18 protein-coding genes are annotated in these 20580 nt (G+C 71.2%); 6 read left to right on the top strand and 12 right to left on the bottom strand.

The window, feature by feature from the left end:
- Nucleotides 1-16 precede the first annotated feature (16 nt).
- The 5 genes from WME83_RS08625 to WME83_RS08605 form a co-directional block, all read right to left on the bottom strand.
- Nucleotides 17-1312, bottom strand: a complete 1296-nt coding sequence (locus WME83_RS08625; protein ID WP_437318779.1) for an ABC transporter substrate-binding protein — start codon at nucleotides 1310-1312, stop codon at nucleotides 17-19.
- Between the two features lie 389 nt (nucleotides 1313-1701).
- Entirely contained in the window at nucleotides 1702-2085 is a 384-nt protein-coding gene (locus tag WME83_RS08620) for a response regulator (RefSeq protein WP_437318778.1), read from the bottom strand.
- Between the two features lie 268 nt (nucleotides 2086-2353).
- The gene (locus tag WME83_RS08615) at nucleotides 2354-4273 is read right to left on the bottom strand and encodes an ATP-binding protein (RefSeq protein WP_437321977.1); all 1920 of its coding nucleotides are present in this window, start codon (nucleotides 4271-4273) and stop codon (nucleotides 2354-2356) included.
- A 218-nt stretch (nucleotides 4274-4491) separates the two neighbouring features.
- The gene (locus WME83_RS08610; RefSeq protein ID WP_437318777.1) at nucleotides 4492-5163 is read right to left on the bottom strand and encodes a hypothetical protein; all 672 of its coding nucleotides are present in this window, start codon (nucleotides 5161-5163) and stop codon (nucleotides 4492-4494) included.
- A gap of 13 nt (nucleotides 5164-5176) precedes the next feature.
- Nucleotides 5177-6346, bottom strand: coding sequence for a hypothetical protein (locus WME83_RS08605; RefSeq protein WP_437318776.1), 1170 nt, complete (start codon nucleotides 6344-6346; stop codon nucleotides 5177-5179).
- Nucleotides 6347-6654: 308 nt separating this feature from the next.
- Between WME83_RS08605 and WME83_RS08600 the strand changes: the two genes are divergently transcribed.
- From WME83_RS08600 to WME83_RS08580, 5 genes are all read left to right on the top strand, one after another.
- Nucleotides 6655-6972 (top strand): putative quinol monooxygenase, encoded by a 318-nt coding sequence (locus WME83_RS08600; protein WP_437318775.1) that lies wholly within the window; start codon nucleotides 6655-6657, stop codon nucleotides 6970-6972.
- A gap of 1 nt (nucleotide 6973) precedes the next feature.
- Nucleotides 6974-8161 (top strand): iron-containing alcohol dehydrogenase, encoded by a 1188-nt coding sequence (locus WME83_RS08595; protein WP_437318774.1) that lies wholly within the window; start codon nucleotides 6974-6976, stop codon nucleotides 8159-8161.
- Nucleotides 8162-8188: 27 nt separating this feature from the next.
- Nucleotides 8189-8392, top strand: coding sequence for a hypothetical protein (locus WME83_RS08590; RefSeq protein ID WP_437318773.1), 204 nt, complete (start codon nucleotides 8189-8191; stop codon nucleotides 8390-8392).
- A 72-nt stretch (nucleotides 8393-8464) separates the two neighbouring features.
- The gene (locus tag WME83_RS08585; RefSeq protein WP_437318772.1) at nucleotides 8465-9598 is read left to right on the top strand and encodes a class I SAM-dependent methyltransferase; all 1134 of its coding nucleotides are present in this window, start codon (nucleotides 8465-8467) and stop codon (nucleotides 9596-9598) included.
- Between the two features lie 252 nt (nucleotides 9599-9850).
- Nucleotides 9851-11017 carry an acyl-CoA dehydrogenase gene (locus WME83_RS08580; protein ID WP_437318771.1) on the top strand — a complete coding sequence of 389 codons (1167 nt, stop codon included), beginning with the start codon at nucleotides 9851-9853 and terminating at the stop codon, nucleotides 11015-11017.
- Between the two features lie 437 nt (nucleotides 11018-11454).
- Here WME83_RS08580 and WME83_RS08575 read toward each other — a convergent pair whose 3' ends face one another.
- The 5 genes from WME83_RS08575 to WME83_RS08555 all read right to left on the bottom strand — a co-directional run bounded on the left by WME83_RS08575 (nucleotide 11455) and on the right by WME83_RS08555 (nucleotide 15269).
- Nucleotides 11455-11676, bottom strand: coding sequence for an addiction module protein (locus tag WME83_RS08575; RefSeq protein ID WP_437318770.1), 222 nt, complete (start codon nucleotides 11674-11676; stop codon nucleotides 11455-11457).
- A gap of 57 nt (nucleotides 11677-11733) precedes the next feature.
- Entirely contained in the window at nucleotides 11734-12213 is a 480-nt protein-coding gene (locus WME83_RS08570) for a DUF2383 domain-containing protein (protein WP_437318769.1), read from the bottom strand.
- A 454-nt stretch (nucleotides 12214-12667) separates the two neighbouring features.
- Nucleotides 12668-13174 (bottom strand): hypothetical protein, encoded by a 507-nt coding sequence (locus WME83_RS08565; protein WP_437318768.1) that lies wholly within the window; start codon nucleotides 13172-13174, stop codon nucleotides 12668-12670.
- Nucleotides 13175-13427: 253 nt separating this feature from the next.
- Nucleotides 13428-14909: a DNA topoisomerase IB gene (locus tag WME83_RS08560; protein WP_437318767.1), complete on the bottom strand. Its 1482-nt coding sequence runs from the start codon at nucleotides 14907-14909 to the stop codon at nucleotides 13428-13430.
- Nucleotides 14910-14921: 12 nt separating this feature from the next.
- Entirely contained in the window at nucleotides 14922-15269 is a 348-nt protein-coding gene (locus WME83_RS08555; RefSeq protein ID WP_437318766.1) for a polyhydroxyalkanoic acid system family protein, read from the bottom strand.
- Nucleotides 15270-15635: 366 nt separating this feature from the next.
- Between WME83_RS08555 and WME83_RS08550 the strand changes: the two genes are divergently transcribed.
- Nucleotides 15636-17504, top strand: a complete 1869-nt coding sequence (locus WME83_RS08550; protein WP_437318765.1) for a hypothetical protein — start codon at nucleotides 15636-15638, stop codon at nucleotides 17502-17504.
- Between the two features lie 45 nt (nucleotides 17505-17549).
- On the opposite strand, the gene xylA is transcribed toward WME83_RS08550, so the two are convergent.
- The gene (gene xylA / locus WME83_RS08545; RefSeq protein WP_437318764.1) at nucleotides 17550-18881 is read right to left on the bottom strand and encodes a xylose isomerase; all 1332 of its coding nucleotides are present in this window, start codon (nucleotides 18879-18881) and stop codon (nucleotides 17550-17552) included.
- A 510-nt stretch (nucleotides 18882-19391) separates the two neighbouring features.
- Nucleotides 19392-20495 (bottom strand): hypothetical protein, encoded by a 1104-nt coding sequence (locus WME83_RS08540; RefSeq protein ID WP_437318763.1) that lies wholly within the window; start codon nucleotides 20493-20495, stop codon nucleotides 19392-19394.
- Nucleotides 20496-20580 lie beyond the last annotated feature (85 nt).

Here is a 20580-nt window from a genome sequence, read left to right as displayed (position 1 = left end):
TCGGGCAGCGGGCCCGTCACCCGGGGAAGCAGCCGACGGGGACGGGGTCGAGATCGACGAAGGCGTCGCCGTCGACGGTCCACAGCTGCATGAAGTAATGCCTGTTCGCCCCGTATTTATCGAACTCGTACTCGGCGGCTGCGCCGACGTAGCGGAGCGGGATGCCCGCGCGGAGCTTGGTCATCGCCGCCGGGAGGTCGCGCCACGAGGCCGCCTCGTGGGCCGGGTCGTTGAGCTCGCGGATGATCTCGTGCAGCGCGTGCCCCGAGGTCGGGACCTCCCCGGTCTTCGCCTGGGCGTACACGAGGCCCATCGCGATGAGGACGACGCCGTCGTAATAGAAGTGCGCCGCGGGCAGCGGCGCCTCGCCGCCCCACCCGCTGGAGAAGTGGCCGATGAAGGCATCGGCGTTCCCGGTCGCGCAGTCGAGCGCCCCCTGGTTCTCGGCCGTCGCGCGGCACTCGCTCCGCAGGCTGAGCGACGGCGACACCCCGACGTGTCCGTCGAGAGTGCCTGTCGGGATGTTGGCGAGGAGCACCTCGGTGCGCAGCGCGGGACCGAGGAACCAGGTGCCCGGGCGCCCGAAGACGGTCCATTCGGTCACGATGGTCGAGCCGGTGCGGGGATACGCGGCCAGGAGCGTCCGGCCTGCCTTCGCGCCGAAGGCGGACTCGATCTTGCTCGCATACGTCTGCTGGCCCGGCCTGAACGTCACCGAGGCGAGGCTCCTCCCCCCGAGCGCCGCGAAGTGGGTCGTGAACTCGCTGCTGACGCTGGTGTTGTAGTCGTCCCACGCGGCCAGGGTGTTGACGGTGGAGACGCCGTCGTCGAAGGCGATGCGCGCCAGCGTGCAGCCGACGTGGAACGAGGAAGGGGCGAGCCGCATCCAGCCCCCGTCCGCCTCGCTGCGCGCGACGGGGGGCGCGGCATAGCCCGGCAGCATTTGAAACGCGTCGGCCAGCTTCACCTCCTGCACGCTCTTGGTGGCGAGCGAGTTCTCTTCTGGCCCGATCAGGTAATCGACCTCATCCGTGTAGAGCAGGTGGAGCAGCTGATCGAACCCGCGCTCCGAGCTGGAGTGGCTGTCTCGGCTCCGGAGGTGGAACGGCCGCCCGTCGAGCCCCCCCGCGGCGTTCAGGTCCTGGACCGCGAGCAACATCGCTTGCTCGAGGTTGCGGCCGATGGCCGACTCGCTGCCGGAGAAGGGCAGTAGCGCCCCGAGGACGATCGCATCCTCGGGCCGACCGGGCTCCTCCGGCGCGCACGAGGCGGAGAGCAGGGACGCGACTCCCACCGAGAGCCCGATCTCCACCCAGCGCGTGCTTCGTCGGCGAGGGGCGACGCGCACGCCGGCTCGGCGGAGGCGATGCGGCGTGGCAGGCATCCGAAGGTACATTCTTCCCCCGCGGGATACGCCATCACATCGAGCTCCGTTCTGTCAAGGGCACATGAGCACAAGCGACGAATCCTGGAACGACGACTCACGCGCTGATGCGATACAGAACACACACCGACCAATACCGTTGCTCACCTGACGCGATCTCTGTCCGTCGAGCGCGGTGTTCAGGCCGAGAGGTGAGCGCATGCGCGCGGACGGACGAACCCATGAGGGCCGAGGCGAGGGGCGCGCAGCGACGAGCGAGCGGGGTGAGCGTCAACGACGGATGCGATCCGCCGACACGGCGTCCCGGCCCGCCCGGCTCACCGCGCCGGCGCGCCGCAGATGCGGTGGACCAGCTCGAGCAGGGGCTCGATCTGGAGCGGCTTCTTCAGGAGCCCCGCGGCGCAGAGCCGCGACGCCTCCTGCTCGGCCCGCACGTCGGCGGACACGATGACCACCGGGACCGACGAGAGCGCAGGATCGCGCTGGAGCTCGGCGCGGAGCTGCCATCCATCCATGATCGGCATCATCAGATCGAGCAGGATCAGCGCGGGTGGCCCGTCCTTGCGCAGCATCGCGAGCGCCTCGGCGCCGTCCGCCGCCTCCTCGACCTGATAGCCCTCGAACGCGAGGAGCTGCGACAGGATGCTCCTGATGTCCAGATCGTCCTCGACGACCAGGATGCGGCCCGTTTTCTCGATCATCCTCGAACCTCACCACCGGACCGCGCCGCGCGGCGCGCTCCCTTCCCGCTGCTCCGCCGGGCAGCCCAGCTGCGGCCCTGACCGATCGAGCGTTCATGGGGCCCGTGAAGCACCTTGAGCGCGCGCAACCGCCGCCGCAAGCGGACAGTCCCACGAAGCGGCGCGCAGCCCGCACGAGCCCGGCGCGAGGTCCTCGACGGAGAGGCCTCGACGGGCGAGGCCTCGCCCCTCTCCGTCGACGCCTCTCCGTCGAGGACGGCGCGCCACGCTACTGCGCGGCCTCCTCGGGGACCTCGTCGCCGTCGCCCGGCGCGCCGTCGCGATCCTCGCCGGCGTCCGCGCGCCACGCGGGCAGGAGCACGCGGAAGCACGCGCCCTTGCCGACCTCGCTCTCCACCGCGATCTCGCCCCGGAAGCTCGTCACGATGCCGTGGCAGATCGCGAGGCCGAGCCCCGTCCCCTCCCCGATCGGCTTCGTCGTGAAGAACGGGTCGAAGATGCGGCTCCGGAGCTCGGGCGCGATCCCCGGCCCGGTGTCGCGCACCTCGATGCGCACGCGGCCGGGCGGCGCGGGCGCGGCGGTGATCCGGATCTCGTTCTCCGCCTCCTTCCCGTCCGGCAGCGCCTGGGCGGCGTTCACGAGCAGGTTCAGGATGACCTGCCCGAGCTGCGCCTCGTTCGCGTGGACGGGCGGCACGGCGCCGAGCTCCACGACGAGCCGCGCCTTGCTCCGGATCTGCTGCTGCGCCATCCGCAGCACGAGCTGGATCACGCGATCGACCTCGACCGGGCCGAGCTCGCCGTCGTCGGCGCGCGAGAACGTCTTCAGGCCGCTCACGATGTGCCGGACGCGCGCGCCGCCCTCCGCGGCCTCGTCGAGCGCCGACAGGAGCGCGTCGATGCGCGCGGCGGCGCCCTTCTGGCGGAGCTCCTTGCGCGCGAAATCGACGTTCGCGACCATGTACGCGAGGGGGTTGTTGATCTCGTGCGCCACCCCGGCCGCGAGCGTGCCGAGCGAGGCCATGCGGTCGGCGAGCAGGAGCCGCGCCTCCAGCTGCCGGCGCTCGGTGACGTCGGACACGGCGCCGAGCATCCGGTACGCCCTGCCGCACGCGTCGCGCATGACGATGCCCCGGTCGTGGACGTCGGCGTAGCTGCCGTCCGCGAGCACGCACCGGTACCAGAGCTCGAACGTGCCGCCGCTCCCCTCCATCGCGCGCCGGAGCCCGTTCATCACGCGGTCGCGATCGTCGGGGTGGACGCGCTCGAACCACCACACCGCGTCCTCCTCGATGTCGGCGCCGCCCGTGCCGTAGAAGCTGCGCATGCGCTCGCTCCCGGTGACGCGCCCCGACGAGAGGTCCCAGTCCCAGAAGGCGTCGCTCGTGGCGCGCACGACGAGCCGCATGCGCTCCTCGCTCGCGCGGAGCGCGTCCTCGGCGGCCTTGCGCGCCGTCATGTCGACGATGAAGCAGACGCCGCGATCGCGGGACCCCTCGACCAGGGCGGGGGCGATGAGCACGGGCAGGCGCCGCCCGTCGCGGGCGAGGAACTCCTTCTCGAACGGCGGGCAGATCCCGTGCTTCAGGACCTCCGAGAGCGCGCGCTGGTCCGCGTCGCGGAGCTCGGGCGGCGTGATCGCCACCCAGTTCAGGCGGCCCGCCTCGACGTCCTCGCGCGCGTAGCCGATCATGCCGAGGAACGCGTCGTTCGCGTCGAGGATGCCCCCCGCCGCGTCCCACACGAACAGGCCGATCACCTCGGTGGACGCGTCGCGGAAGGAGCGCGCCGCGCGCTCGAGCAGCGCGCGCTCCGCCGGCGCCCGGCCGGCCACGTGCGCCGACGGCCGCCGCGTCCACCACACCGCCACGTCGAGCTGGATCGCGATCGACGGCTCGCTCGCGTCCGCCACGACCGTCGCGCCCGCCTCGAGCAGCGCCGTGGCCGCGCCGGCGCTCCCGGTGACGGCGACCACGGCCACGCGATCTCCGCCCGGCGCCGCGCGCAGCCGCCGGCAGAGCGCGAGCGCCTCGCGGAGCGGCCCCTCCGCCCCGATCACGGCCACGTCGAACGGCTGGGTCGCCAGGAGGTCCAGGCCGGCCTCGATGTCCCGGGCCACAGCCGCGACGTAGCCGCGGGCGGCCGCGAGCGCCTGCGCCGCGCCCGCGGAGCCGCCTGGGAAGATCAACACCCTGGGCTGCTGTGCTCCCGCCACCCGCGCAACATCCCGCGCGCGGCGCGCAGACGCAATACCGGCGCAGCGCGCTCCTGCTCTCGCCTATGCCCCCCTCCTTCCTTTCCTCCCCCCTCCTTCCTTTCCTCCCCCTCTCCTCCTCCTGCTCCCCCGCCGCCCCGCTTCCCCTCCCCTACCTCGCTCTCCTCCGCCGCCTCACGCCTCTCCCTGCGTCACCCGACCCCGGTCCGCTGGTCGTCGAACCATTGCCAAGGGTTGGCGAACCCCGCGCGCTGCGACGACTTCTTGTAGCAGAGGAAATAGAGCCTCCCGCCCTGAACACCGCACTCCGTGCGGTCTTTCCAGCAGGCGAGCCGCTCCGGATCCACGGCCGGATTGCTCGCGACCGTCACCCCCTCCTCGAGCTCGGGCATGTCGCCGGGGCAGCCCACCGGGCCGGAGTTCATGGGGACGCCCACCGTGTCCGACTCGATGCCCGTGTTGAAGATCGCCTCGGCCACACGGCGCGCCGCGGCGGCGCGGTCCGTGCCGCACAGAGCGAGGATATCGACGCTCGCGCGGTCGACCTGGACGAGCACGAAATTGCGCCCCTCGGTGACGGTGAGCCCGAGCCCGCCCGCGGTGTACTCGTGACGGAGCAGATCGGGCGTGTCGTCCGTGGCGGCGTGGAGCGCGTGGCGCGCCCCCACCGCCTCGTTGTGCGGGTTGAGCTCGCTCCTGAAGATGGAATCGCACCAGTAGAGCGAGTCGGCGCGCGCCTGGGCCGGCACGTCGTCGAACCGCGCGACCGGCGTGAAGCCGCCCGGCGGCACGCGCGACACGGCCGAGAGCCACGTCGCGACCTTCGCGTCCACCTCCTGCGTGAGACATTCCTGCGCGTTCATCGAGACCTCCGGACTATCGGTATGTCGCCACGATCTTCTCGACGCGGAACCCCTCGTTCGGCGCCGAGCTGAACCAGATGAGCCCCCAGAAGACGCCCAGGATCGGCTCCACGCTGTCGAACACCCCGGCGCCGCCCGCGTAGTACCGCGTCACGCCGCGGTGCGCGAACTCGAGGCACGCCTCGTACCGGTTGAGCCCGGGGCTGAGCGTCCCGTCGGGGAGGCGCGTATGGGAGGCGGGGTACGTTTTCCCCTCCTCGACCGGGCCGTCGATGAGCGCCGCGCGCCACACGCGGCCCCCCACGACCTGCGTCGTGTCGAGCCCCGCCCACGGCTGCTCCTCCAGATCGGCCGACAGCGTCTTGCGCCCGCCGCCCACGTTGGGATCGCCCCAGACCACGAGGATCCGGGTCCGCCCGGGGATCCCGAGCTGGCGCAGCATGCCGCGGAGGAGGCGGACGATCGCCTGACACTCGCCCGTCTCCTCCACGTAATCGGTCATCGCCCAGGCCCCGCCCTGGTCGTTCAGGTACGTCGGGTGGTGGTACTCCCGGGGCACCCTGGGGCTCGGCACCAGCGTGTACGTCGGGAATCGGGCCATGATCGACGCGACGATCTCGTGTGGATCGAGGGTGTTGAGCGGCGCGACCCAGGAGACCGCCCTGTCCATCCGCTTCAGGGTCACCCCGTCTTCCTGCCAGACCTCCTGCCTGTCGGTCAGCGGTCTGCCCATCGTGACATAAACGACGTTCGAGGTGCGACCGGGCGACAGCGTGGCTCCTCCGCCCGCCGACCAGCTCAGGTTGAGGTTGAGCTTCTGGATCCTCCTCTCGATCTTTCGCGAGGACGAGAGCTCGACGGGCGAGCCGAAGGCGGCGGGCCCCGCGCTCTCGAAGGTGATCCCCGCCGGCCCGACGCCGCGGATCTCGACCGGCGCCGCGGACGCGCCGCCGCTCGGCGAGAGCCCGAGCCGGATGACGACGGTCCGGCCCATCGAGATCGACACCGGGACGGACCGCTCCGGCGTCCACTCGGGCTCGGGGCACGGCTCCCCTGCGTTCTGCCAGCCGGTCCCTCCTTCGCAGCCCTTCAGGAGACCGTGATCGGACACGAACTCGATGGAGTCCAGCGCGATGGAGCGCGCAGCGTCGGGCTGCGGGCTCTCCGTGGTCGGATCCGCCATATCGACCTTCCTCGCTCGCGGCGCAGATGGACTCGACACCTGCCGGCCACCCGCCGATTCACGGGGATCGTAACGCCGTAGCCGGCCGGGCCAAGTCGGGAGTGGACGCAGGGGGCGAAGGCGCTCTGCCGATGGCGCGCGAGGCGGGGCGGCGCGCGCGGGCCTCACGGGGGCGCGGGGGCCTCACGCGGTCGCGCGGGCCGCGCGCGGGCGCGGCGCGGCCAGGCCAGGTGACGCCGAGAGGCCCCGCGCGCCCGCGCGTCACGAGCCGGGTTCCTGCGGCAGCGCGACCGAGCTAGATTGCGCGCATGCAGAGCAGCCTGTTCATCGTGCATGTCCATGTGCATGTCAAACCCGAGCACGTAGGCGCCTTCCGCCAGGCGACGCTCGACAACGCGCGCGAGAGCGTCAAGGAGCCGGGGATCGCCCGGTTCGACGTCGTCCAGGACATCGAGGATCCCGCGCGCTTCGTGCTCGTCGAGGTCTACAGGACCAAGGAGGCGCCGGCCGCGCACAAGGAAACGGAGCATTACAAGCGGTGGCGGGACACCGTCGCCGACATGATGGCCGAGCCGCGGACCAGCCGGAAATACGTCAATGTCTTCCCGGACGACGCGGGGTATTGACGTGGCGCCTCCGCCTTCCGCGCCTTCCGAGCTCGCCTTCGAGTTCGCCACCGCCACGCGCATCGTCTTCGGCGCGGGCAAGCTCGCCGAGGTGCCCGCGGCCGTGCGGGGCCTCGGCGGGACGCGGGCGCTCGTCGTCACCGGGCAGCGCCCGGGCCGCGCCGCGCCGCTCCTCGCCGCGCTCGCCGAGGCGAAGATCGCCGCCGTGACCTTCGCCGTCGCGGGCGAGCCCACCGTGGAGATCGCGCGCGAGGGCACGGCGAGGGCCGCGGCCGAGCGGTGCGACGTCGTCGTGGCCCTGGGCGGCGGCAGCGCGGTCGACGCCGGCAAGGCGATCGCCGCGCTCCTCGCGAACGGCGGCGACCCGCTCGACTACCTCGAGGTCATCGGCCGGGGGCAGGCGCTCTCCCGGCCTTCCGCGCCGTTCGTGGCGATCCCGACGACCGCGGGCACCGGCTCGGAGGTGACGCGCAACGCGGTGCTCGCGTCGCGGGAGGCCGGCGTGAAGGCGAGCCTGCGCAGCCCGCACATGCTGCCGCGCCTCGCGGTGATCGACCCCGACCTGCTCGCGGGCGCGCCGCCCGAGGTGCTCGCCTCGAGCGGGCTCGACGCGCTCTCGCAGCTCATCGAGCCGCTCCTGTCGATCCGCAGCAACCCGCTCACCGACGGCCTCGCGCGCGAGGGCATCCGCCGCTCGGCGCGCTCGCTCCGCCGCGCGGTCCTCGAGGGCGCGGACGCGCCGGCCCGGGACGACCTCGCCGTGGCCAGCCTGCTCGGCGGCCTCTGCCTTGCGAACGCCGGCCTCGGGGCGGTCCACGGCTTCGCCGCGCCGGTGGGGGGCACGTTCGACGCGCCGCACGGCGCCGTGTGCGCCGCGCTCCTGCCGGCCGTCCTCGAGGTGAACCTGCGGGCGCTGCGCGGCCGCGCCCCGGCGCACCCGGCGCTGCCGCGCTTCGACGAGCTCGCCGCGCTCGTCACCGGGCGGGCCGGGGCCGCCGCCGAGGAGGGGATCGCCTGGGTCCGCGAGCTCTGCCGCGACCTCGCGATCCCGGGCCTGCGGCGCTACGGCGTGAGCGAGGCGGACCTCCCGGCGCTGGTGCAGAAGGCCCGGGCGGCGAGCAGCATGAAGGCGAACCCGCTCCCCCTCACCGACGAAGAGCTGACCGACATCGCCGCGGCGTCCTTGTGACGTCGGGGACGGTGGTATCATCCCGGGGTGGCAAGCCCCTACCGCACGCGACCGTCCTCTCCGTCTGCCCGGCCGACCGATGAGAGGCGGCTCGGCGTCGCGACCCTCGCCTTCGGCCTGGCCTGCGGCGTGATGGGGATCTCGCTCGCCGACGAGGGCCGGGCGGAGTGCGCGCTGCTCACGGGCCTCGGCGGCTTCGCCCTGCTCCTCCAGCGCGAGCGCGCTCGCTAGCCTCGCCCTCCTCCTCCAGCGCGAGGGCGCTCGCTAGCCTCGCCCTCCCCAATCCCCGACGACCGGAGCTCGATGAAGAACGATCCCGCCCCGAATCCCACCCTCGACGCCATGCTCGCCGCCCAGCGCATCGCGTTCGCGCCCGTCATGTTCCAGGTGGCGCGGGTCATGAGAAACCGCGGCGTGCTCAGGGCGCTCCAGCGCGCCGGCAAGGGCGGCCGGACGGCGGCGGAGGTGGCCCAGGACACCGGTCTCTCGGCCTATGCGGCCAAGACCTTGCTGGAGGCGAGCCTGAGCTTCGACCTGGTGGAGCTCGCCGGCGGCAACGGAGAGCTGCGAGGCGGGCGAGGGGGGCGCGAAGGTGAAGAGCGCTACGCGATCACGCGGGTCGGGCTCATCGTCGAGAACGACCGGATGACCCGTATCAACATGGATTTCATCCATGACGTCTGTTACGAGGGCATGCGCTTTCTCGACGAGGCGATCGAGGGCGGCAAGCCGGCGGGCCTGAAGGTCTTCGGCGATTGGCCGACGGTCTACGAGGCGCTCCCGGAGCTCCCGCCGAAGGTGAGGGAGAGCTGGTTCGCCTTCGATCACCTCTACTCCGACTCGGCGTTCCCGAAGGCGCTGCCCATCGTGTTCGAGCGGCGGCCGAAGACGCTCCTCGACATCGGCGGCAACACCGGCCGGTGGGCGATCCAGTGTTGCACGCACGACCCCGACGTGCGGGTCACGATCCTGGACCTGCCGGGCCAGCTCGAGGACGCGCGCGTCAACGTGGAGCAGCACGGCCTGCTCGGCCGCGTCATGGGCACGCCCATCGACTTCCTCGATCACGGGCAGGCGTTCCCGACGGGGTTCGACGCCATCTGGATGAGCCAGTTCCTCGTGTGCTTCTCCGAGGCGGACATCACCCAGATCCTCCGGCGGGCGCGCGCCGCCATGGGGGAGGAGACGGAGCTCTGGATCCTCGACACGTTCTGGGATCGCCAGGAAAACGAGGTGGCGGTCCACTGCCTGCACGGCTCTTCCCTGTATTTCACGTGCCTCGCGAACGGGAACAGCCGCATGTACAGCGCCGCCGACATCAAGCGCTGCATCGAGGAGGCCGGGCTCACCGTCGACGCGGAGATCGACCACCTCGGCCTCGCCCACACGCTGCTCCGGTGCCGCCGGCGCGACGCGCCCGCCGGCAAGCGCGCGTGAGCCCTGGCGCGCCGCGCGGCGCGCCCCCAGCGGAGCGCGCGCGGCGCCCGGGACCGGGGAGAGCGCGTAGCAGCCTGGACGATCGGGCCTCCGGCGAGGAGCGATACGACGGATGAGCCGGCCCGCGGCGGAGGGCGCCGCGGGCGCGGCGGGCGCGCTCGAACGGCTTTCGCCTGCGGTCCTCGCGGTGCATAGTGGGCGCCGCGGTCGCCTCCGCCGCGCCGCGCCATGGACCCACAAGGAGAAACCGTCGTGTCCCAACCTCCGCTCACCCAGCTCTCCGACGAGGAGCGCCTCTTCCGCGACTCGGTGCTTGATTTCGCCCGGAAGCGCGTCGCGCCGCGCGCGGCGGCGATGGACGAGCAGGGCGCGCTCGACCGCGATCTGCTCCCTCCGCTGTTCGATCTCGGCCTCATGGGCATCGAGATCCCGGAGTCGTACGGGGGCTCCGGCGCGAGCTTCTTCAACGCGATCCTGGCGGTCGAGGCGCTCGCCGTGGTCGACCCGAGCGTCAGCGTGCTCATCGACGTGCAGAACACGCTCGTGGCCAACGCGCTCCTCCGCTGGGGCAGCGACGCGCAGAAGGAGCGGTATCTCCCGCGGCTGAGCCGGGAGTGGGTCGGCTCGTACGCGCTGAGCGAGGCGGGCTCCGGCTCGGACGCGTTCGCGCTCGCGGCCCGGGCCGAGCGCAAGGGCGACCGCTGGGTGCTGAACGGCCGCAAGCTGTGGATCACGAACGCGAACGAGAGCTCGCTGTTCCTCGTGTTCGCCAGCGTCGACCCGTCGAAGGGGTACAAGGGCATCACGGCCTTCGTGGTTGAGCGGACGTCCCCTGGGTTCTCGGTGGGCAAGAAGGAGAACAAGCTCGGTATCCGCGCCTCCAGCACGTGCGAGCTCGTCCTCGAGGACTGCGAGGTGCCGGAGGGCAACGTGCTCGGCGAGGTCGGCAAGGGCTACAAGATCGCGATCGAGACGTTGAACGAGGGTCGGATCGGCATCGGCGCGCAGATGCTCGGCCTGGCCGCCGGGGCGTTCGAGCACGCGATGCGCTACATGGGCGAGCGGAAGCAGTTCGGCCAGTCGATCGCGAGCTTCCAGGGCGTGCAGTTCCAGTATGCGCGCGTGGCCATGGAGATCGAGGCCGCGCGCCTCCTCGTCTACAACGCCGCGCGGCTCAAGGACGCGGGTCAGCCGTTCGTGAAGGAGGCCGCGATGGCCAAGCTGTTCGCGTCCGAGGTGGCCGAGCGGGCGGCGTCGTTGTCCATCGAGTTCATGGGCGGCGTCGGGTTCACCAAGGACTATCCGGTCGAGAAGCTCTACCGCGACGCGAAGATCGGGAAGATCTACGAGGGGACGTCGAACATGCAGCTGTCGACGATCGCGAAGCTGCTCCAGGCGGAGTACGACGTGAAGGGCTGAGCGGGGGAGCTCTCCCCGCGAGCGCCAGCGCCGACCTCAGCGCCTCCGCTTCTAAAGCGGTTTTCACTCGGGTTCGATGCAGACGCCTCTCGTCCCCGTCTCTCGTCTCTCGTCTCTCGTCTCTCGTCTCTCGTCTCTCGTCTCTCGTCTCTCGTCTCTCGTCTCTCGTCTCTCGTCTCTCGTCTCTCGTCTCTCGTCTCTCGTCTCTCGTCTCCGTGCGCGTCTGCGTGCGCGTGCGCGCTGACTCCGGGGAATCGCGCACGCGCACGCGCACGCGCACGAAGGACGAGCACGGAAGACGGAAGACGGAAGACGGAAGACGGGGACGAGAGACAGGGACGAGGGACGACGCACGGTGTATCGGCCGCGGCCGAAAACCGATCTAGAACTCGGTTCTTCGCCGCGTGTCAAAGCACGCGACGAAGACCACGACGTTATCACCGTGACCGTGCGCGCGCCTGGGCGACGACCTCGTCCCACGTGAGCCCAATCGGACCGTCGGTCTCAAGCTCGTCAAGGCGCCGATCGAGCTCGACGCGCTGCGCGTCGCCGAGAGGGAACGCGTCAGGGTCTCGCCCGAGGCGAGCCCAGAGCTCGTCGAGGAGGTCGAGCTGCTCGTCGCGGCTCAGTCGGGCGATGTCCAGGGCAGCCTTGGCCATACGTCGGGAAGTATCGCATGACGCGCCTGCCGGAACAATCCGCCGGGCCCGGCCGCGTCACGGCAGCTGGCGCTTGAGGTCGGCCAGCGACCGGAGCGTCGACACCTGCTGCGGCAGGATCACGTCGCGCACCAGGACGTGCGACTCACAGTCGAGCTCCTCGAGGTCGTTCCGGTAGTCCTTCAGGCCGTGATCCTCGCCCTCCGCCAGCACCGAGAGCGCCGTCTTGTGGCCGAGCGCCACCGCGGTCCGCTCGACCACCTTGGCGAACGCGCCCCATGGCCCGGAGCTCGACGGCGGGTCGCCCCCGAGCTCCTCGATCCGCCGGCGCAGCATCTGCACCCGCGCCTCGTGCGACGCCAGGTTGACCCGAAGCTGCTGCACCATCCAGTCCTCGCGCGCGGCGGCGATCGCCTGACGGTAGGTCTCCACCGCGGACATCTCGCCCCGGCAGAACGATTTGAGCTGCTCGATCGAATCATCATCGATCAGGCCGTCGAGGCCCACGCTCTCGTCTGCGAATGCGATCGGTTCCATGGGTACTCTCCTGAGGTTGCTGGTGAACGCCGATTCGTCTCCTCCCTACCTCCCGAGCAGCAGCCGGCGCGACCTACGTCCGCGCGAGAACCGTATGCGAGACCGCCGATGTTCGACCTCGCCGCAGAGAGCGTACGGCATCGTTGCGTCAGGGGTAATCCACGTCTCAGACCGGGGCGGCCTCGGTTGAGCTCTCTGGATTCTATTCAAACCCCGTTCCACCCGTACTGATTCCCGCTCGTGCGGCAGCGGGCTCATCGCGGGAGCGAGGCGTTCTGGTGGGGGAGACGACGAGGAGAGGACGAGGAGAGCTCGAGCCGCCAAGGCGCCAGGGACGCCAGGAGAGAAGCGAGAGGTACGCTCTGGGCTCTCCTGGCGTCCTTGGCGCCCTGGCGGCGCTCGGTGGGGGGCGTTGCCACGGCGGCCGGCGCGGCCGGCGCGGCCGAGCGCGGCGTCAGAGGGTCGCGAAGACGCGCGCGCCCTTGCTGGTGCCGCACGACTCCCCGGCGCCGACGCCGCGCAGGATCGCCTGCACGGCCGCGGCGTCCGCGTCGTCGCGCGCGAGCACGCCGATGAGCATCGCCCCCTCCTTGAGGCGCCGCTCGACCTCCGGCGCGCGCTGCTCCGGGACGCCGGCGTCGACGAGCACGCTGCTCAGGCTGGACGTCGCGCCGGCGGAGCTCGCGTCGTCGAGCTTCACCGCGATGGGGCCGGCCACCGCGAGCCGCAGCCCCGGCACCACGAGCCCCGCGCCCGCCGCGGCGAGGATCGAGCTGAGCGCATTGCCGTGCACGGCCGCGCCCTGCACGCGCGAACGCGAGAAGTGCTGGCGGCGGGCGGCCTCGCTCACGATGACGCAGATGTCCTTGCGCGAGTGTCCGTGGTCGAGGATACGCCGGATGGCGTCCTCGGCCTCCACACGTGTCCGCACCATCTCGGTGACCAACCTCTGGCTCGCCATGCATGTCTCCTTGGCTGAGGGTCCTCGTCGTTCGCTTCTCCTTCGCAGAACACGAAACGTACCGGGCGCGTCCATCGCGCGATGTCTGCGTAGCCGCTCACAAATCGACGGCAGAACGCCCCGCGCCCGGGGCACAATGCCCCGGCGAGATGGCCACGCTGTGACGGAGGGACACGGCGCTCTCGTCGGCTGCCCGCGGCGGCGCGGCGCCGGGCGCAACGAGCGCGGGAGCTAGGGTTCTACCAGGGACGGGTCAGGCCGCGGCGCGCCGCTGCCCGCTCGCGCGCTTCGCGCTCTTCGGGCGCTTCACGCGGCTCTTCGGACGCGCTGCGCGGTCCGGTCGCGCCGCGCTCTTCGGGCGCGCTGCGCTCTTCGAGCGCGCCGCGCTCTTCGGACGCTTCGCGCTCCTGTCCGCTCGCCGCGCCTCGTCGGCCCGCGGCGCCTTGCCGGCGCGCCGCGCCTTGACCGCGCGCACGCTCTCGCGGAGCTGGGTGGCGAGCGGCACCGCGTCGCGCTCGCTGAACCCGCGGACGATCCGGAGCATCGTGGCCTCCTCGGGCCGGAGCGCCGCGATCGCCTCGTCCGTCACCGCCTCTTCCGCCTCCAGCAAGGCCTGCAAGGCCCCCTCGGTGTAGGCGCGGATCACGGCGGGGTGGACATAACAGCGCTGGCAGACCGCGCGCGTGTTGCCGAGACGGGCGGACACCATGTCGATCACCTGCGCCACGCACTTCTTCATCTGGCGGGCCGAGGTGGCGACCTCCATCTCGCAGAAGAACGACGCGCACAGCACCGTGCCGGTCCAGGTGCGGAAGTCCTTCGCCGTGAACTCCTGCCCCGCGAGCGAGCGCAGGTACTCGTTCACGTCGTCGGAGTGGATGCGCTGCCGGTGGCCCTCGCCGTCGATGTACTGGAACAGCTCGTGGCCGGGCACGTCCTGGCAGCGCTTCACGGTGCGCGCGAGCCGCCGGTCCCGCACCGTCAGCTCGTGCTCCTTGCCGCTCTTGCCACGGAAGTGGAATTTGATGAGATCGCCCTTGATCTCGACGTGCTCGTCGTGGAGCGTGGTCAGACCGTACGAGTTGTTGTCGCGCGCATACTCGTCGTTCCCGATGCGGATCGACGTCTCGTCGAGCAGGCGCACCACGGTCGCCAGCACCTTCTCGCGCGGGAGCCCCGGCAGCGCGAGGTCGCGCTCCACCGCCGCGCGGATCGCCGGGAGCGCCGAGCCGAACGCGAGCATGCGATCGTACTTCGTCTCGTCGCGGACCTCGCGCCAGCGCGGGTGATACCGGTACTGCTTCCGGCCGCGCGCGTCGCGGCCCGTGGCCTGGATGTGCCCGCGCTCGCTCTCGCAGATCCACACCCCGGTCCACGCGGGCGGGATCGCGAGGCGCCGGATCCGCTGGAGGGTCGCCTCGTCCTTGATGAGGCGACCCTCGGGGTCGAGGAACTTGAAGCCCTTGCCCACCTTCCGGCGGGAGATGCCCGGCTCGCCGTCGTTCACGTACCGGAGCCCGGCCGATTTCGCGGACTCGACCGGCGACGGGGTGAGCGGCGCGGCCGCCGCGAGCTCGCCCGCGGTGCGCGCGAGCTCGACCGTCTCGACGGTCTCGACCGACAGGCGGACGCGGCGCCGGACGACGGCGCCGCTCGGGGCGGAGCGCCGCTCGCGGCGCGGCGTGCTCCGCGGGCGGCGCCTGGTTCGGGGGGTCTTGGTGCTGGCGCTCGGCATGGCGCGGCTCGCTCAGACAGCTCCCCCCAGGGCCGCGCCATGAGCGCGCCGCGACCGCTCGCGGTGCGCCTCGTCGATGTACCGCCGCACCTCCGCGTCGATCGCGGCGATCGCCATCCGCTTGAACATGCGCAGCGGCAGCGGCACCTCGATCTCGACATCGACGGTCTTGGGCCGGAGCTCGAGCCGCCCCGCGACCTGGAACCCCTTGAAGCACAGGCCGAGATCCGCCCGCCGCTCGTCGCTCCAGAGCATCGAGGGCGCGTACTCCGCGTACCGCTCGCGATACCGCTCCATCGCCCTCAGGACGGCGTTCTTGGCTTCTTCATCGTTCAGGTCGTGATGGACCGTGTGCTTCATGATGACCTCGGGGTTGGCTGGAGCTCGGCTCCAGCGGAGGCTGACGTGCGACAGGCTCGGCAGCGCAGCGGTCGCCAGGGTCGGCGTTGGCGCTCGGGGTTAGCAATCGGGGTGCCCGCCGGGTCCGGCGGGGGCGACCGCCGCGAACAGAGCATTTCTCGGGAAATCCGGGCAAGATCGCGCACTTTCGCGCGCCGCGCGTGGCGACCTCCGCCACACGCGGGGCAGATCGCTACGGCGAGCCCAGCGCCTGCCGGCCGCGATGCGGGCCAGCTCGGCGGCACGGCGCGTGCGTTCCGCCCGTTCATGCCGGGAGCTTTCGCCGTGACGTCTTCGCGTGGCCTCAGAGGGTGGCTCGGGCCGCGCATGAGCAAGGCGCTGAAGGTGATGTTGATCCTGCCGATCGCGCTCTGGCTCGGCTACGTCGTCATCGGCAACGTCATGCTGAGCACGAAGCTCGTGGCGAGGCTCGTCAGCTACAACCCGACCGACGCATCGCTGTTCTACGGGTCGGCCTGGAGCCTCTGGCCGGGCGTCGTGCACGTGAAGGAACTGCGGCTCAGCGGGGCCGACAGCACGCTGGAGTGGGCGGTGCTGCTCGACGAGGTGGAGGCGGACATCCACCTGACCGATCTCTTCCGGAAGAAGTTCCATGCGGAGGACATCCGCGCCGAGGGCTTCACCTTCCGCATGCGGCTGCTCGTGGATCCCACGAGCGAGCGCGATCTGGAGGCGCCGCACATCCAGGCGCTCCCCCCCATCCCGGAGTTCACGAACCCTCCGCTCAAGCCGGAGCTGCCGCCGAGGCGCGATCTCGAGAACTCGGACGAGGGTTACAACCTCTGGACCGTGCACCTGGAGCGCGTGGACACGACGCTCAAGGAGGTCTGGATCCAGCAGGTCCGGTACGCGGGCGGCGGCCGCGTGCGCGGGGGGTTCTACTACAAGCCGCTCCGCTCGGTCCGCGTCGGGCCCGTGGCGCTGGAGCTCCGTTCGGGCGAGGTCCACCTCGCCGATCGCGTCGTCGCGCGGGTCGACGCCGACCTCGACATCACGATGAACACGTTCGATCCGCGGGACATCGAGGGGCTCGACGTCTTCGACACCACCTGGGCGCGCGTGCGCCTCGACGCCCAGCTGCCTGGGCTCGATTTCATCCACTTCTTCACCGGCGAGGACGCCGAGCCGCGGATCGAGGACGGGAGCGGAGAGCTCCGGGCGAACCTCGTCGTGAACCGGGGCAACGTCGAGCCGGGCAGCTCCCTCTCGTACGGCACGAGCCACCTCGCGGCCTCCGCCGGGTCGCTCCGGGCGGCCGTGGCGGCGAATGTGGATCTCCGCGTCGACGAGCGCGGGCAGGCGCGCCTCGCGGTGGCGGTGCCCCGCGCGACGCTCGAGCGCCCGGGCAAGGGGCTGCCGCCCATCGTGGTGGAGCGGGCCAGCGCCGCCTTCGACGCGCCGGAGCTCCACCTCATGCGGCTCCCGCCGGGGTTCTCGTCGAAGGTGGATGTCGTCGCCGCGGCGATCCCGGACCTGCGCTGGCTCAACCCGGACGACGCCGGGCCGGACGCGCCGCGGTTCACGGGCGGCGCCGCGTTCGCGCGGAGCAGCCTCGAGGTCGACCCGCTGGGCCGGGGGACGGGGTCGCTGAGCCTCCTCCTCAAGCAAGGGGCGCTCGCGTGGAAGGAGACGCGGGTGAAGGGCGACATCAAGGCGCGCGTGGCGATCGATGCGGCGAACCTCCTCGGCCCGACGGCGAAGCTCGGGAAGAGCCGCATCGAGATCGAGGACCTCGCGATCGAGCACGAGGGCGAGGCGCTGCCCGGCTGGTGGGCGCGCATCGACGTCGACGACGCGAAGGTGGGGCGCGGCCTGATGGAGGCGGCGATCCGGCTCGAGTGCAAGGACGCGCGGCCCGCGGTGGCGCTGCTCGACGCCGAGGACGCCATCCCCGGGTGGGCCGCGGGGCTCCTCACCATGGAGGGGCTCAAGGCCTCGGCGACGGTGAGGCGCAAGGAGAGCGGCGTCGATTTCAGGCTGCTGGAGGCGCAGGGCGGCAACCTCGCCATCCGCGGGCGGCTCACCAAGTCGGACGGGCAGGAGCCGCTCGGCGCGTTCCTCGTGAAGAGCGGCCTGCTCTCGGTGGGGATCGACCTCGAGCGGGACGGGGCGGGCGTGCACCCGCTGGTGGGGGACGACTGGGTGAACGAGAAGATGGCCGCGCTGGGCCGGTGAGCGCGCCGCGGCGTCGCCCGGCCGTCGTCCCCTCGATCGCCCGGCTCAGCGGATGTAGCGATTGACGATGTTCTCGTACAGCTCTTGCTGACCGCTCGTGAGCTTGACCTCGCCGCCGGCGTTGCCGATCTCGGCGAGCTGCTCCAGCGTGAGCTTCCCCTGCTCGAAGTCCGCGCCCTTGCCGTTGTCGAACGACGCGTAACGGGCCTTGCGCATCGACTCGAGCGGCGACTTGCGGATCAGGTCGTCGGCGATGATGAGCGCGCGGGCGAACACGTCCATGCCGCCGATGTGGCCGTGGAAGGTGTCGATCAGATCCGTCGAGTTGCGGCGGCGCTTGGCGTCGAAGTTCACGCCGCCGCCCTGGAAGCCACCGCTGCGGAGCAGGATGAGCATCATCTCCACGGTCTCGTTGATGTTGTAGGGGAACTGGTCGGTGTCCCACGCGTTCTGGTAGTCGCCGCGGTTCGCGTCGATGCTGCCGAGCATGCCGGCGTCCGCGGCCACCTGCATCTCGTGCTCCATGGTGTGGCCGGCGAGCGTCGCGTGGTTCGTCTCCAGGTTGAGCTTGAAGTCCTTGTCCAGGCCGTGCTGACGCAAAAACCCGATCACGGTCTCGGCGTCGAAGTCGTACTGGTGCTTGGAGGGCTCCATGGGCTTCGGCTCGATGAAGAAGGTGCCCTTGAAGCCGCGCGAGCGCGCGTAGTCGCGCGCCAGGGTCAGGAAGCGGGCGAAGTGGTCCTTCTCGCGCTTCATGTCCGTGTTCAGCAGGCTCATGTAGCCCTCGCGGCCGCCCCAGAACACGTAGTTCTCGCCGTTCAGCGCGATGGTGGCGTCGAGCGCGTCCTTGAGCTGGGCGCCGGCGTAGGCCACCACGGCGAAATCCGGGTTCGTGGAGGCGCCGTTCATGTAGCGCGGGTTGGAGAACAGGTTCGCCGTGCCCCACAGGAGCTTGATCCCCGACTGCGCCTGCTTCTGCTTGGCGTACTCGACGACGCTCTGGAGGCGGCGCGACGTCTCGGCGCGGCTGTCGCCCTCTTCCACGAGGTCGATGTCATGGAAGCAGTAGTGCGTCGCGCCGAGCTTGGTGATGAACTCGAAGCTCGCGTCCATCTTCATGCGAGCGCGGGCCAGCGCGTCCTTGCCCTCGTCCCAGGGGAAATTGATCGTCCCCGGACCGAACGGGTCGTGCCCACGACCACAGAACGTGTGCCAGTAACACACCGCAAACTTGAAGTGATCCTTCATCGCCTTGCCGGCGACGACGCGATTCGCGTCGTACCACTTGAAGGCGAGGGGGTTGTCGGACTCGGGCCCCTCGTAGGGGATCTTGCCGACACCGGGGAAATACTCTTTGTCTCCAATTACAACGGTCATGACCGGATCTCCAGCTCGTGGTTTGCGTGTGCCTTCGTTCGGAGGGGGCTCTCGGCGGCGGGGCCCGCGAGGTGAGCCCAAGGGCGCTGACCTCGGGGCCAGGGGGAGTCAGGTTCGCCACGCCCAGGTTGGGCCTTTCAAGCACGTGCGCTTCTTGTGGCTTCGACTCTCCTCACGCCAGGTTCACGCCAGGCGAACCGCCGACGCGCGTCAATTGCACGCGTGGTGGAATTCCGGCTAGCAATAACATGGTGACGGGTCGGTGGCTAGGGTCGGCGCCGGCGTCTCTGCCGTTGACCGAAGCCAGCTGAGCCGGGAGCCGCAGCCGCCGCGCCAAACGATTCCGGTGCTCCTGTAGCCCCGCACACCTCCACGGCGAGCGGCCAGCCGCGCCGGCGCCCGCCCGCCGCAGGAACGACGCAGGCGGCCCCCGATGGAGCGCAGTGTAAGACAGATGCGCCTCGGAGCCGGGCCAGCGCGAGGCGGAGACCTGGTGAATGACGCCGGGGGTCAGCGGTCGACGCGGTAAACCGCGTCGTCCGCCACCACGAAGACGTGGCTCTCGTCGACCGCGAGCCCATCGGCGAGGAAGAAGCCGGACGCTGTCCTCCGAGCGCCCGTGCCGTCCGTCTTCACCTGCCACAGCTCGACGCAGCCAAAGCCTTGAAGCCAGTAGACCGTATCACCGCTCACGGCGATGGCGGAGGGCGTGGGGTCCGCGTTCGGGACCCTTTCGATGTCGTGGAGGACATCGATGGCGGCTGCGCCGTCGCGCCACCGGTTGACCGTGTGGAGGCTGTGGTCGGTCCAGAAGACGCTCTCGCCCGCCGCCGCCATCGGCCCGCCGAAGAACACGTCGGCGAGCGGCTCACGGGTGCCGCCTTCGCGCGGCACCCGCTCGAGCCGAGTCGTCTGGAAGTCGAGCCAGTAGAGCGCGCCGTCGTGGCTGATCATGCCGAGCGGGTGGCCGCTCGGCACCAGCACCTCGGGGGCGCCGCCGCCGGCCAGCGCGACCTTCCAGATCGCCTGCGGGTCGCCCTGATCGTAGTAGGCGTTCGTGGCGTCGAGCGCGAGCATGCGAGGAGGGAGGATGTCCTCCGCGAGCACGGTCGAGGCGCTCAGGTTCGTCGCCGGCGCGGCGAGCAGGCGCACGTTGCGTTGCGAGCTCACCTCTTCGGTCCAGACGAGGGTGTCGCCGACCATGGCGTGCCGTCCGCTGGGCAAGGGCCCGAGCGTCTCCGCGGGGCCGCCGGCGGCCGGCACGCGCAGGAGCTGGTAGTCCGCGTCGAAGTACACGTACTCCCCCGAGAGCGCGCTCCCTTCGACGGACTCGATCCAATTGAGATCGTCGTCGCGAAACAGCGCCACGACGCCGCCAGGGCCGACCTCGCCGGGCTTGAGGTCGAGGGTCACGCATTCCCACGGCCCGCCTCCGCCCTGCGCGCCGGCGCCGCCGCCCCCGTCCGCGCTCCCGCCTTCCCCTTGCGCGCCTCCAGCGCCCGCGTCCCCGCCCGTTCCGCCCTGCGGATCACCCCCATCGGACCCGCACCCCAAGAGCGCAAGCGCCACCATCACGGCGCCCGCAGCCGCTGCTGCGGTCTGCTGCATCGACATGACCATGTTCACCTCACCTGCCGCCGTCTACGGCCATCGCCTCAGGACACTTCCTCGCACCGGCGAATACACGCGGCGTACCAGC

The sequence above is a fragment of the Sorangium sp. So ce385 genome (assembly GCF_051474135.1).
GTDB lineage: Bacteria > Myxococcota_A > Polyangia > Polyangiales > Polyangiaceae > Sorangium > Sorangium cellulosum_D.
This window is presented reverse-complemented; position numbering and strand designations above follow the sequence as displayed.